The 13,598-nt window shown below is 73.3% G+C and carries 11 protein-coding genes; 4 read left to right on the forward strand and 7 right to left on the reverse strand.

The window, feature by feature from the left end; translation table 11 throughout:
* Nucleotides 1–269: 269 nt before the first annotated feature.
* Nucleotides 270–1,691, reverse strand: coding sequence for a M14 family zinc carboxypeptidase (locus tag B073_RS0103090; RefSeq protein WP_018536625.1), 1,422 nt, complete (start codon nucleotides 1,689–1,691; stop codon nucleotides 270–272).
* A 624-nt stretch (nucleotides 1,692–2,315) separates the two neighbouring features.
* Here B073_RS0103090 and B073_RS0103095 point away from each other — a divergent pair.
* Both B073_RS0103095 and B073_RS38975 read left to right on the forward strand, forming a co-directional pair.
* The gene (locus B073_RS0103095) at nucleotides 2,316–3,284 is read left to right on the forward strand and encodes a beta-propeller fold lactonase family protein (protein WP_234024976.1); all 969 of its coding nucleotides are present in this window, start codon (nucleotides 2,316–2,318) and stop codon (nucleotides 3,282–3,284) included.
* Nucleotides 3,285–3,582: 298 nt separating this feature from the next.
* Nucleotides 3,583–3,948 (forward strand): peptidase inhibitor family I36 protein, encoded by a 366-nt coding sequence (locus B073_RS38975; protein ID WP_018536627.1) that lies wholly within the window; start codon nucleotides 3,583–3,585, stop codon nucleotides 3,946–3,948.
* A gap of 85 nt (nucleotides 3,949–4,033) precedes the next feature.
* Here the strand turns inward: B073_RS38975 and B073_RS0103105 are convergent, their stop codons facing one another.
* The 4 genes from B073_RS0103105 to B073_RS0103120 form a co-directional block, all read right to left on the reverse strand.
* A complete protein-coding gene (locus B073_RS0103105) occupies nucleotides 4,034–4,825 on the reverse strand; it encodes a TetR/AcrR family transcriptional regulator (RefSeq protein ID WP_018536628.1) in 792 nt (263 codons plus the stop codon).
* A 107-nt stretch (nucleotides 4,826–4,932) separates the two neighbouring features.
* On the reverse strand, nucleotides 4,933–6,540 hold the full coding sequence (locus tag B073_RS0103110; RefSeq protein ID WP_018536629.1) for an MFS transporter: 1,608 nt from the start codon (nucleotides 6,538–6,540) through the stop codon (nucleotides 4,933–4,935).
* A gap of 81 nt (nucleotides 6,541–6,621) precedes the next feature.
* Nucleotides 6,622–8,130, reverse strand: a complete 1,509-nt coding sequence (locus tag B073_RS0103115; RefSeq protein WP_026247003.1) for a sensor histidine kinase — start codon at nucleotides 8,128–8,130, stop codon at nucleotides 6,622–6,624.
* A gap of 132 nt (nucleotides 8,131–8,262) precedes the next feature.
* On the reverse strand, nucleotides 8,263–9,093 hold the full coding sequence (locus B073_RS0103120; RefSeq protein WP_272921631.1) for a response regulator transcription factor: 831 nt from the start codon (nucleotides 9,091–9,093) through the stop codon (nucleotides 8,263–8,265).
* A gap of 346 nt (nucleotides 9,094–9,439) precedes the next feature.
* On the opposite strand from B073_RS0103120, the gene B073_RS0103125 reads away from it, so the two are divergent.
* Nucleotides 9,440–10,006, forward strand: a complete 567-nt coding sequence (locus B073_RS0103125) for an NADPH-dependent FMN reductase (RefSeq protein WP_018536632.1) — start codon at nucleotides 9,440–9,442, stop codon at nucleotides 10,004–10,006.
* Between the two features lie 142 nt (nucleotides 10,007–10,148).
* Here the strand turns inward: B073_RS0103125 and B073_RS38980 are convergent, their stop codons facing one another.
* Nucleotides 10,149–11,039 (reverse strand): DUF2797 domain-containing protein, encoded by an 891-nt coding sequence (locus B073_RS38980; RefSeq protein WP_018536633.1) that lies wholly within the window; start codon nucleotides 11,037–11,039, stop codon nucleotides 10,149–10,151.
* Between the two features lie 170 nt (nucleotides 11,040–11,209).
* The gene (locus B073_RS0103135; protein WP_018536634.1) at nucleotides 11,210–12,268 is read right to left on the reverse strand and encodes a GlxA family transcriptional regulator; all 1,059 of its coding nucleotides are present in this window, start codon (nucleotides 12,266–12,268) and stop codon (nucleotides 11,210–11,212) included.
* Nucleotides 12,269–12,312: 44 nt separating this feature from the next.
* Between B073_RS0103135 and B073_RS0103140 the strand changes: the two genes are divergently transcribed.
* Nucleotides 12,313–13,107 carry an NAD(P)H-dependent oxidoreductase gene (locus tag B073_RS0103140; RefSeq protein WP_018536635.1) on the forward strand — a complete coding sequence of 265 codons (795 nt, stop codon included), beginning with the start codon at nucleotides 12,313–12,315 and terminating at the stop codon, nucleotides 13,105–13,107.
* Nucleotides 13,108–13,598 lie beyond the last annotated feature (491 nt).

Below are 13,598 nucleotides of genomic sequence, written 5' to 3' on the forward strand. Positions count from 1 at the left end.
GCACCCGCCCACCGTGACCGTCGCAGCCCGGCAACCACCCCACGGAGCCGCCCTGCGACACCCATCAGCGGGCCCGGACCGTTTCCCGACGGTCCGGGCCCGTTGGTGTCGCCCGACAAGCGACCGCCTGCCGACCGGCCGCCTGTCAGCCGCCCGCCTGCCAACGGGCCGTCGTAGTACGGACCGTGGAGTCGGCGGCCTCGTGGCGCTCTTCGCGTGCTTCAGGCAGCGCCGGTGAGGCGTCGGCTCCCGCCGCCGGTCGGGACCCCTCAGTGCTCCCGTGCGGGGTGCCGGCCGTCGGCCGAGGTCTTGTACGGCGCCGCGGCCTGTTGCGCGGCGGCCAGCAGGGCGGGCTTCAGTTTGGGCCAGAAGTAGCTGTCCTGGCAGGAGAAGGCGGGCGTGAAGCCGTCGCAGTTGCGGCCGTCGACGTCGCCTATCTCGATGGTGAGGCTGGCCAGGCCCAGCTTGTCGTAGGTCCAGTCGTCGGTGCCGCCGGACGCGTCGTAGAGGATCTCGCCGGCCTGTCCGGACTGGTAGCCGGTGAGCTTGGCAAGCCGCCCGGCGAGGGTGCGCAGTGCGGCGTCGTTACCGGTGTGGAGGGTGTGGTCGGCCTCCCAGGGGAGCAGGACCATGCTGGCGTCGCTGTGGAGGCTGATCATCAGGCCCTTGGCGGTGTCCGGCGCGGGGTCGCTGTCCCCGGTGCCCTTGCGCACCGCCGGGTACAGCTTGCGGAACAGGCCCTCCAGCGCGGTGTTCTCCGGTTCGGAGTCGGCGGCGGGGCCGAGGTAGATCTCGCTGCACGGCTGCTTGGAGGTGCCCGCGCCGCCCCAGTGGGTACCCGCGTTGCGGTTGAGGTCCACGCCGGTCTGGCCGTCCCCGCCGCAGCCGCCGCCCTGGGCGTCGTCGGCGTTCTTGCGCTGGAGGATGGGGTTGTCGCCGCCCTGGGCGACGATGTCGACGCCGTCCGGGTTGGTGATCGGGACGACCCACATCTCGGTGGAGTCCATCAGGGCGGTGATCTGGGGGTCCTTGCCGTAGTCCTTGGTCAGGGTGTCGATCCAGCGCCAGGAGACCTCGCCGGTGGTGAGCTCCCGTGCGTGGATCTGGCTCATCAGGAAGAAGCGCGGCTTGGGCGCTTTGGGGTCGAGCGCGCAGTCGCCCTGCTTCATCTTGGTGAGGCAGATGGCCTTCAGGTCGTGGCCGCCGCGGCCCTTCTGCTTGAGCCAGGACTGCCCGTAGGGGACGACCTTGGCCAGGTCCGGGTGCTGGGCGGCGACCTGGTCGAGGTGTGCGTAGTGCGCGTCCACGGTGTGGTAGCCGCCGTCGTAGGTGTCGTCGACGCCGCCCGACGTGCGGGCCGGGCGGGGCTGGTGGGGCTGCGGCTTGTGCAGCGTCTCGTCGACCGTGGGGGCGAAGCCGAGCCGGCGCAGTCCGGCGGCCGTCGACGGGTCGCCCATGACGAAGAGGTCGTTGCCCTGGCGGCGCTCGATCAGGTCGTAGCCGGCGGAGATCAGCTTCTGTGCGTCGCCGCGGTCGTGGGTGGGGACGCGGTAGACGACGACGGTGTGCTCGCCGGACGCGCCGGCCGTGCGCTGCGTATGGGCGAGGGCCGGTGGGGAGAGTGGGGAGAGGGCCGTGAGCGCCGCGACGGTCGCCGCCGCAGCCGTGGCCAGAAGGGTTTTCCGGGGCATGGCATGGCCTTCCGTGGGGGGTGGCGGCACCGGCCTGCGCACGGAGGCGGCCGGCACGCGCCTCGTCCGCGGCGGCTGCCGAGGACGGCGGCTGCCGGGACGGGGGCCATGCGGCGCGCCGGGCGCGTCGGCCGCTGCCATGGAGCCGATCGCAAGGCATAGTGCCATGCTCATGCCATGCCGGGAAGGGGAGTTTCCGGGCATCCTGGGGGTGAAGTCGCCGGAGGCGCAGGGGAGTTCGGGGTAGCGGCGGCCTCGTCCCGGCGCGGGGCCGTCCGTCGCCACCCCCGGGCAACGGCACCCGGCGTTCACCCGGCCCACGAGCGGGCCGCCGGGCGTCGGGGCGCACGACGCCGGGCCGTGCGGCATCGGGCCGCATACACGTGCGCGGACATATGCCAATGGGTCTCGCCCCCGGTTCACTCCCCAGAGGTACAGACGAGTCCGGCTGGACCACCTGAACTGCGGGACCCGGCGATCACTGCTCTCGTGGAACGCAGTGATCACTACTGCACCGGGAGAGCCATGGAACGCCACATTCCGTCCACCGCGCCCTCCGACAAGAGACCCTCTCGGCACCGGACCGCACCACCGCCCTCCCGGCGCCGCCGTCTCTTCCTGGGCGTGACCTGCGCACTCGCGCTGAGCGGCGCGCTGGTCGCGGCCGGCGCGCCGTCGCACGCCCCTACCCGGCTCGCGGCCGGCTATCCCGTCCGCGTCAGCGCCTACGTGGCCAACAGCGCCTCGGAGATCGTCTCGGTCTACGACACCCGCCTGGAGCACAAGTACGGCGCCGTCCAGGTCGGCTACGGCCCGACCGGCGTGGGGGCGTCCCCGGACGGCGACCGGGTCTACGTCGCCAACGGACGCTCCAACACCGTCTCCTGCATCAACACCGGCCCCCGGCTGGTCACCGCCACGGTGCGGGTGGGGCGCCGGCCCTTCGCGGCGATGCCGAGCCGGAACGGCCGCCGGGTGCTGGTGGCCAACTTCGGCTCGGACACGGTGACGGTCCTCAGCGCACCCGACTGCCATGTGATCGGCACCGTGCCGGCGGGGCCGCTGCCGCACAGCATCACCACCATCCCGGACGGCCGCGCCTACGTGACGGACAACGGCGGTAGCGCGGTGACCGTGCTCGACCCGAACGCGCACCCGATCCGGCGTATCCCGGTCGGCGACTTCCCCAGCGGCATCAGCTCACCGCCGTCCGGGCGCCTGGTGTACGTCTCCAACACCGGCTCCGGCTCTATCTCGGTCATCGACCCCAGCCGCGACACCGTGGTGGGCCGGCTGCCCGGCGGCCAGGCGCCACTGGGCAACGCGGTCAGCCCCGACGGCCGGCTCCTCTACGTCGCCGACTCGGCCCAGGACTGCCTGCTGATCATCGACATCTCCGGCCACCGGATCATCGGCCACGTCCACGTCGGCGCCCAGCCGCAGGGCGTCGCGGTGACCCCGGACGGCCGCCGGGTGTGGGTGACCAACGAGCAGTCCGACACCGTGTCCGTCGTCGACCCCTACGCCCGGCGGGTGCGCGCCACCCTGCCCACCGGACACGAGCCCGAGGGCATCGCCATCACCCCGCGCTGAGCCCGGACGACGAGGCGGCGGCCTCCCCTCACCGCAGTGCCGTTCCCACCAGGCAGAGTGGGAACGTTCTCCGTGAATCCCCGCACACGCGTACAACGCTGCGCGCAAGCGTGACAGTGACCCGAACGGCCGGTCCCGGACCCGCACGTTGCCACACACTGGTGCCCACGGCCTCGGTCCGGCCAGGGAGCCCTGGGTCGGTGCGGATCGACGGCCACGCCGGCCGCGTGTCCCGGCGCCCCGGCAGACGACCCGGTCCACGTCACGTTTCGCCCGCCACGGGAGATCCGGAGATCTCATGCGCATCCAGAACCTCGCCACGGCACTCGGTCCCCTGGTCGCCGCGGCCGCCCTCACCCTGGCCGCCACCGTCCCCGCGGCCGCCGAAGCCGGCGCCGCCTCGGCCCCTCCCGCCCGCGCCCTCGCGGACTGCCCCATGGGCTCCGTCTGCTTCTGGTCGCAGCCCGACTTCACCGGCAAGATGCGGGCCGCGCAGTACCCGCAACACGACTGCGAGGCCGCGCCGTTCGGTACCGCCCGGTCGGTCTACAACAACGGCTACGAGACCCGGACGTTCTACGCGGCAGCGGACTGCAAGGTCCACATCGGCGCCCTGGAACCGGGCGGCTCGGTCCGCTCGGTCTCGGTCGCCAGCTGGCAGTGAGAAGGGGCGCCCACGGCTGCGCCCACGACCGCGTACGCGGCCGCCTCCCCGGCCGTGCCCCGGTCCCGTCGTCCCCGCGGGCGGGTCAGCGGGCCCCGTGGTGCTCCCGCTCCTGGCGCGCCCGCATCGCGTCGATGCCCGCGATCTGGAGGTCGAGGGCGAAGCGGAAGTCGCGGTCGAGCATGTCGAGGGCGCTGGCGTCGGGCTTGGCGTAGCCGGCGCGTGCGGAGAGCTCCATCGTCTCGGCGAAGTCGGGGCGGTTCGAGATCGCGGCGACGACCTGGGCGAAGTAGTCGTCGATGCTGAGGCCGGCGGCGCGGCAGCGGGCCTCGTGGAGGCTGCGGATGGTGGAGAAGCCGTAGACGAAGTGGAAGAGGGAGGCCAGGGCGCCGGAGATGCCCTCCGGGTCCAGGCCGCTGCGGGCCATCACCCGCAGGGTGGTGTTGGCGAACGCCGTGGAGTGCGGGCCGATGTTGGGGAACTCGCCGAGCAGGCGGGGCGCCCAGGGGTGGCGCAGCAGGACGTCACGGTAGGTGGTGGCCAGGCCGCGGAGCTGGTCGCGCCAGTCGGCGGCGGGGCCGGGCTCGTCGGGCAGCACCATCTCACCGGCCACCGCGTCCACGGCGAGTTCGAGGAGGTCGTCCTTGGTGTCGACGTACCAGTAGAGGGACATGGCGGTGACGCCGAGTTCGGCGGCGAGGCGGCGCATGGAGAACTTGGCCAGGCCGTCGGCGTCGAGCAGCCGGACGGTGCTGACGACGATCTTGTCCAGGCCGAGCCCGGCGGGCTGTTCCGCCTTCCTCCGGAGCGGCGGCCGGTCGGTCAGCCAAACGCTGTGCGGCTGCGGCTCGGCGCGCCCGTTCGTCGCTGCTGCCATGGCGCCCTTCCTTCGGTCGTGCGGGAGTGCGGGACCCGCGGCCGCGCCCCTCGGGACGGCCGCCGGCCCGGACGGGACGAGCGGAGCCGTCCCGTCCGGAAACGATGCTATTCCGCCGGGGCGGGGGCCGGGTTGGCGCCCGCGGGCGCGGCGGGAGCGCCGGCCGCCGCCTGGTCCGCGCCCTGGGGCGCGCCACCCGCCCCGTCGCGCTCGCTCCCGGCGCGTTCCGCGCGGCGCAGCAGGACCGCGGCGAGCAGCCCGCCGAGGAAGACGGCCGCCGCACCGACCAGCTGGCTGGTGCCGATGCCGGCCGCGAAGGCGTCGTGCACGGCGGTGCGCTGCTCGGCCGTGTGCGTACGCTCCAGGGCCGCGGAGAGCGAGCCGGCGCCCGCGGCGACCATCGGGAGCAGCGCGGCGAAACGGGAGTTGAGGACCGCGCCGAGCACCGCGACGCCCAGGCCCTGGCCGAACTCCATCAGGGTGCCGTTGACGCCGGCGCCGACGCCGGCCTTGGCGGGCGGGATCGCGGACATGATGGCGTTGGCCATCGTCGGCATCGCGATCGACACCCCGACGCCCATGACGATCAGGCCGACCAGCATGCCGCCGTAGCTGTGGCCGCCGAGCAGCGAGATCGCCGCCAGGCCGCCGGCCAGCAGGGTCATCCCGGAGACGATCATGCCGGGGGTGCCGAAGCGCGGCATCAGGCGAGCGCCCAGCCCGGTGAAGTTGAGCACCACGACGGTGAGCGCGAGCGGCGCCATCCGCAGACCGGCGTCCAACGGGCCGTAGCCGAGCACCAGTTGGATGTGCTGGGTGAGCAGGAACATCGAACCGCCCAGCCCGAAGGCGACGAGGATGCCGCCGGAGACCGCGCCGATGAACCGGCGGTTGCGGAAGAAGTGCATGTCCAGCATGGGGTACGGAATCCGCAGCTCCCAGAGGGTGAAGAGCGCCAGGCCGACGACCCCGACCGCGGCCGAGAGCAGCACCTGCTGCGACAGCCAGCCGTCCACCGGCCCGGAGATGATCGCGAAGACCACCCCGACCATGCCGACCATCGACAGCAGGGCGCCCAGCACGTCCGGTCGCTCACCGCCGCGGCTCTTGGACTCGGGGACGAGGGCGAGGACGGCCACCAGGGCGATCCCCACGACCGGGAGGTTGACCAGGAACAGCGAGCCCCACCAGAAGTGGTCGAGCAGCGTGCCGCCGATCAGCGGTCCGGCGGCGAAGCCCAGGGAGTTGACCGAGCTCCAGATGCCGATGGCCTTGGGGCGCTCCTCGTCGTCGAAGATCTGCATCACGACGGCGAGGGTGGTGGTCACCAGCAGCGCGCCGCCGATGCCCATGCCGGCGCGGGCGCCGATCAGTTGGCCGGGCGACTGGGCGAGGGTGGCGCCGAGCGACGCGACACCGAACAGCGCCAGACCGACGGCGAGCATCTTCTTGCGGCCGTAGCGGTCGGCGGAGTTGCCGGCTATCAGCAGCAGTCCGGACTGAACCAGGGAATAGGCGTTGAGCATCCACTGGACGTCGGCGGTGGTCGCACCCAGTTCCTCGGTGAGGGACGGGACGGCGACGTTGAGCACGGTGTTGTCGAGGACGACGGTGAGTTGTGCGATGCAGATGACGGCCAGGATCAGCCAGCGGGTGGCCGGCCGGCCCGGTGGCCGGAGGCTGGTGGCGTGGGCGTCGGGCGCCACGGTGGGCATACGAGCTCCCTGTACGGTGCGAGCGGAGACATACACCGTACAGGGGCCCTTATACGCTGTAAATTTGTTTCCCGTCGAGGGCTACCGGAGCAGCGGGCTACCGGGCAGCGTCACCGTGAACACCGTCCGCCCCGGCACGCTCGCCACCGCGACCGTCCCGCCGTGCGCGGCCACCACCGCCTGCACGATCGCCAGCCCCAGCCCCGTACTGCCCCCGCTCCGGCCGCTCCCCGTGGCGCGCGACCGGGACGCGTCGCCCCGCGCGAACCGTTCGAAGACATGCGGCAGCAGCCCGGCCGGAATCCCCGGCCCGTCGTCCTCGACCTCCAGCCGGATCGCGTTGCCCGCACCACCGCCGCCGTCCTGGACACCCGGGCCACTCGGCCCGGGCCGTCCCAGGGGCCGCACCCGGGCGGTCACCGTCGTCCCCTCGGGTGTGTGCGTACGCGCGTTGGCCAGCAGGTTGACCAGGATCTGGTGCAGCCGGTCGGCGTCCCCGTGCACCAGCGCGGGGTGGTCCGCGTCCGGGAGTTCCAGGCGCCAACGGTGGTCGGGCCCGGCCGCCCGCGCGTCGCTCACCGCGTCCACCACCAGCGGCGCGAGGTCCACCGTGGCGTACGAGAGCGGGCGCCCGGAGTCGAGCCGGGCGAGCAGCAGCAGGTCCTCCACCAGGCCGGTCATCCGCTCCGCCTCGGACTCGATCCGCCCCAGCGCATGCCGGGTCGCCGGGCCGGGCCGCTCCTCGCCCCGCCGGGTCAGCTCGGCGTAGCCCCGTATCGACGCCAGCGGCGTCCGCAGCTCATGGCTGGCATCGGCGACGAACCGCCGTACCCGCGTCTCGCTCTCCTGACGCGCCGAGAGCGCCGAACCGACGTGCCCCAGCATGCGGTTGAGCGCCGCCCCGACCTGTCCCACCTCCGTACGGGCGTCGGCCTCGGCGGCGGGGACGCGGACGTGCAGGGCCACCTCGCCCTGGTGCAGCGGGAGTTCGGACACCCGGGTCGCGGTCGCGGCGACCCGCCGCAGCGGGCGCAGCGCGATCCCGACCATGGCCGAACCGGCGATTCCGGCCGCGACCAACCCGGCGACCGTCACACAGCACTCGATCAGCACCAGCCGACCGACCGTGTCGTTCACCTCGTTGAGCGGAATCCCCAGCACCAGCGCACCGTTCTTGGCGTACTGCACCCGGTACGGGCCGAGGCCGGGCAGGTCCGCGCTGTGCTGACGGCCGTCCCGGGGCACCGCGGCCAGCGCCGCGAGCTGGTCGTCGTCGAGCGGCGTCAGCCGGTCCGACGGCAGCCGGCTCGTCGAGTGGTTCATCCGCGCGCCGCCGTCGAACCGGCCGTCCGGCCCGACCCGGGCCCCCACCGTCCCCGGCACCTGGCCGGGCAGCGCCACGAACTCCAGCCGCTCGTCCCGCGACGGATCGTGCGGCCGCGGCCCCACCGCGCGCCCGATGCCGTCGCGCAACCGGCCGTCCAACTGCCCCTGCAGATACGCATGCAGCGCGATCGCGGTCACCGTGCTGATCACCGCCGCCACGACGGCGATCAACGCCACCGCCGAGACCACGAGCCGCGTCCGCAACGTCCAACGCCTGCGCCCGCCCCGGCCCCGCGCCCCGCTCCGGGCCCCGTTCCCGCTCCTGAAGCCACGGAAACGGGCTCCGGGGCGGGGGCCGGTGGCGGGCCCCGAAGAGCCCGGAGGCCCCATGGCCCGCTACCCGGCCGGCTTGATCAGATAGCCCGCGCCCCGCCTGGTGTGGATCATCGGCTCCCGACCGGCGTCGATCTTCCGCCTCAGGTACGAGATATACAGTTCGACGACATTGGCCTGCCCTCCGAAGTCATAGCTCCACACCCGGTCCAGAATCTGCGTCTTGCTCAGCACCCGCCGCGGATTGCGCATCAGGTACCGCAGCAGCTCGAACTCCGTGGCCGTCAGGTGGATGTCCTGGCCGTCCCGCCACACCTCGTGGCTGTCCTCGTCCAGCACCAGATCGCCCACGGTCAGCAGCGACTCACTGCGCACCGCGGCCGCGCCCGCCCGCCGCAGCAGCCCGCGCAGCCGGGCCACCACCTCCTCCAGGCTGAACGGCTTGGTGACGTAGTCGTCGCCCCCCGCCGTCAGTCCGGCGATCCGGTCCTCGACCGCGTCCTTGGCGGTCAGGAACAGCACCGGTACGTCCGGCAGCTCGTTCCGCAGCCGGCCGAGGACCGTCAGCCCGTCCATGTCCGGCAGCATCACATCGAGCACCACCGCGTCCGGCCGCCAGCTCCGGGCGCACCGCAGCGCACCCGCGCCGTCGCCCTTCGACTTGATGTCCCAGCCCTCGTACCGCAGCGCCAGCGACAACAGGTCCGCGAGCGAGGACTCGTCGTCCACCACGAGCACCCGCAGGGGGCTGCCGTCGGCCCGCCACAGCTCCGGCCGCTTGCCGGGGACCTGCCCGGGCGCCTTGCCGGCTGCCTTACCGGCCGCGCCCCTGGCGGACGAGCCCGGGGCCGCCACACGGTTCAAAGCTGAGGACGTCGACGAAGTCACGGTCATGGCAGGGAGCCTGACCCGGCCCTCTGAAAGCTCCCTTGCCGGTTCCTGTGAATCTCCTGAGAATCTCCCCTCCCTTCGGTCAAGCCCGCAGAACACACGTGCCCCGCAGACGTGCCCCACCCCGTCACAACCGACCTGGGCCGCCCCCCGCGCGGCCCACGCCGATCACTCTTCCCTCAGCATGACACCCCCCACTGACAATCCCCCTGACCTGCACGTTCCCCCCAACCGACGGCTCCGGTAGGCCCACCGGGCCCCACAAGACCAACTGCCCCACCCCGGCCCGTCCCCGGCCCGCCCCCGGTCCGGCCCCCGGTCCGCCCCAACTCCCCGTAACGTCCTCCCCATGACCCGCCTCCTGGCCCTCCCCGGCAGCCTCCGCGCCCGCTCCTCCAACGGCGCCGTCCTCCGCTCCGCCCTGGAACTCTTCGACGGCCCGACCGCCACCGCGGACATCGGCGCGCTCCCGCACTTCAACCCCGACCTGGACGGCGAGGACGCCACCCCGCCCGCCCCCGTCGCCGCCCTGCGCGCCGCCGTCGCCCGGGCCGACGCACTGCTGATCGTCAGCCCGGAGTACGCGCACGGCGTCCCCGGCGTCCTCAAGAACGCCCTCGACTGGCTGGTCAGCAGCGGCGAGTGCGTCGACAAGCCGGTCGCCGTGATCACCGCCTCGCCGTTCCCCACCGGCGGCGAGCACGCCAACGCCCAACTCCGCGAAATCCTCCGCATGATGACCGGCAACGTCGTCGCGGACGCCTGCCGCGAGATCCCCGCCATCGGCCCGAAGATCGACCCCGTGACCGAGCGCGTCACCGACGAGCCCACGCTCATCGACCTCCGCACGGCCATGACCCACCTGTCCGCCGCCATCGTCACGCCCCCCGCCCCCACCTCCACCCCCGCCGCATAACCGCCACCGGGACCGGGCCGGAACCTCGTTCAGCACGAGGCCCGAGGCAGAGGCCGAGGCCGATACCGGCACGGGCACCGGCACCGGCACCGGCACAAGGGCCCCACCCGGGCCACCGTCCCCTCCGCTCCCCGCCCCGCCCTCAGAACAACCCTTCCTGCTCCCCTCCCCGCGCGCCCTCACGCGCCCCAACCCACCACACCGGCACCGTCGTCACCCGCCCCCGCGCCGCCCCCAGCACCCACCCCGCCAACAACCGCCCATCCATGACAGCAACCACCCCACCCACGGCACCCCCACCCGAGCCACCACCAGCACCCCCGACCTCTCCCCCACCCGCATCCACACCCTCACCCACCAACCGCAGATACACATCCGCCCCCACCCCGGCCACGACCTCCCCCACGATCTCCGCCCCGGCCGTCAACCCGCCCAGCTCCGCCACGCCGCCCGCCACCGCGATCCGCTCCAGCCCGAACAGCTCCGTGTGATCCGTACACGAGAAAGCAACCGGCTCCAACGTCTCCGGCCAGCCCACCAACTCCCGTGCCCTCCCGTGCATTTCGGCCAGCTCCGCGACCCGCTCCGCGACCGGCGGCAACGCCCCGCGCGCCGCCCGCTTCGCCTCCTTCCCGAACCGGTCCGGAACCCCCAGCGCGCTCCCCAACAGCGCCTCCGCCCGCCGCGCCGCCATCAACGGCCCGCGCCCCAGCCAGGCGTACGCCACCGCCCCCTGCTCCACCAGCCGCGCCGCCCCGCGCTCCACGGCCGTGATCCCCACCTTCACCAGTCCGGGCCCGAAGTACGCCAGATAGACGCCGTACGGACGCGGATCATCGGCCATGGTGTCCGCCGCCACCGACCGCGAACGGTCCAGCTGCGCACACCGCGGACACTGGTCCTTCACCCCCTCGTTCTCCAGCACCGCGTCGTACGGGCAGACGATCCACCGCCCGGCCCGCCGCACCCCCAGGCACCGCCGCTCGCCCACCGCCGCGAACGCCAGCTCCTTCCCCGGCGGCAGCAGGCTCACCCGCTCGGCGCCCCGCTCCGCGCAGTACCAACCGAGCCGCTGCCCGAACCGCCCCGCCGGCCCGGTCCCCGGCCCGCCTCCCGACCACCGCGGTCCCGTACATCGCCACACACAGTCAGCGTACGACCGCCCACTGACAACGCCCCCGCCGCACACCCACCGCCCCAACCTCAGGCCCCTCCGCCTCCTCCGTCGCCTCCCCCATCCCCCCGAAACGTCGCCCGATAGGCCCGCGGCGACACCCCCAGCGCCGCCTGGAAGTGCTGCCGCAGCGACGCCGCCGTCCCGAAGCCCGACTCCGCCGCGACCCGGTCCACCGTCAGCTCCGTCTCCTCCAGCAACTGCCGGGCCCGCTCGATGCGTTGCCGGGTGAGCCACTGCACCGGCGACAGCCCCACCTCCTCCCGGAACCGCCGGGTGAAGGTCCGTACGCTCATCGCCTCCCGCGCCGCCAGCTCCCGAAGGCTCAGCGGCCGGTCCAGGTGCTCCAGCGCCCAGGCCCGCGCCGCACCCGTCGACGCCACCTGCGGCTCCGGCACCGGCCGCTGCACGTACTGCGCCTGCCCGCCCTCCCGGTGCGGCGGCACCACCGTCCGCCGCGCCACGTCGTTGGCGACCGCCGCCCCGTGATCGCACCGCACCATGTGCAGGCACAGATCGATCCCCGAGGCCACCCCGGCCGCCGTCAGCACCTCCCCCTCGTCCGTATAGAGCACCTCGGCATCCAGCTCCACCTGCGGAAACATCCGCCGGAAGGCGTCCACCGACCGCCAGTGCGTGGTCGCCCGCCGCCCGTCCAGCAGCCCCGCCGCCGCCAGCACGAACGCCCCCGTGCAGATCGACGCGATCCGCGTCCCCGGCCGGATCCGCGCCAGCGCGTCGGCCATCGACGGGCTCAGCCGCCCCTCCCGTTGCTCCGCCCCCGCGTCGTAGTCCCCCGAGGACGCCGGCAGAACCACGGTGTCCGCGGTCGCCAACACCTCCGGCCCGTGCGCCACGTTGACCGTGAAGTCCGTGTCCGTGCTCACCTCTCCCGGCTCCAGCGCACACGTCACCAGCTCGTACAGCGGCTCCCCGGCCGCGGACCTGGCCTCCCCGAAGACCCGGTGCACGATCCCCACCTCTATGGGCAGCATCCCCGGCCGCACCAGCACTGCCACCCGATGCCGCCGCCCGCTCCCCGACTCACCGTTCATCCCCATGGCCCGATCCTTGCACTCCATGGCCATCCGGCCACTCGTCCGCGGCACCCCCGCAGCAGAGGGTGGACGCCATGAAGGTCCTCTGGCTGTTCGCCCACCCCGACCACCGCTCCCTGAACGGCGCGCTCAAAACGGAAGGGCTGCGCACCCTCGAAGCCCACGGCCACCAGCACCAGGTCTCCGACCTCTACGCCATGAAGTGGAACCCGCTGGTCGACGCCGCTGACTACGACCACGACCCGAACGACCGCCTCCTGGTGGGCGAAGCCTCCGAACGCGCCCACACCACCGGCCGGTTGAGCCCCGACATCGTGGCCGAACATCAGAAACTCGCCTGGGCGGACACCCTCGTCCTGCAGTTCCCCCTGTGGTGGTACGGCATGCCCGCCATCCTCAAGGGCTGGTTCGACCGGGTCTTCGTCAAGGGCTTCGCCTTCGGCCTCACCGACCCCGCCACCGGCCGCCCGCGGCGTTACGGCGACGGCCCACTGACCGGCAAACGCGCCCTGGTCCTCGTCACCGCCGGCGCCCGCGCCGCCACCCTCGGCCCCCGAGGGGTCAACGGCGACCTCAACGACCTCCTCTTCCCCCTCCAGCACGGCACGCTCTGGTACACCGGCATGTCCGTCGTCCCGCCCCTGTTGATCCCCGGCGCGGACCGCACCACCCCGGACACCTACGCCACCGCCGCCGCCCGTCTACGCGACCGCCTGCTCACCCTCCCCACCACCGACCCCCTCCCCTTCCGCCACCAGAACACCGGCGACTACGACGACAACCTCCTCCTCCACCCCCACCTCACCCCCACACCCCCCACCGGCCCCTCGGCCCACTACACCGCCCCGCCCCCACCCACACACCCGTGAACACACCGGCCAACACACCCGTGAACGAACCCGCCCAAAGCGGGAGAACCGAACGTCAGGGCACGCGCCCCGACCGAGGAGGGCCACCGGCGCCTCGCCGAAGTCCAGTCCGCCGTCTACGCCATCGAACAGCGCATGCTCGACGCGATCCCACCCCACCGCCTGCCGGCGCTCCTCACCGACCTCAACCACCTGGCGACAGCGCTGGAGGAATAGCCCGTCAGCTTTTCGAGGAAGCCCCCATGGAGCCGTAGCGCGGACCCGACCGCGGCTCAGGCCGGCGGCGGGCTCCCGCCGCGCCGTCCGCCGTCGGCTCGGTCGCGCGCACCGGGAGTGGGAGACCTGGGAGGTACGCCACGACAAAGCCCCCGCCCGGAGAACCCGGCGGGGGCTTTGATCTGCTGTGCGCTCGGCAGGATTCGAACCTGCAACCTTCTGATCCGTAGGCGGGTGCCGCACGTTGACTACATGCGCCAGTCAGGGGCTCCGCG

This window comes from Streptomyces sp. MspMP-M5 (assembly GCF_000373585.1).
Lineage (GTDB): Bacteria > Actinomycetota > Actinomycetes > Streptomycetales > Streptomycetaceae > Streptomyces.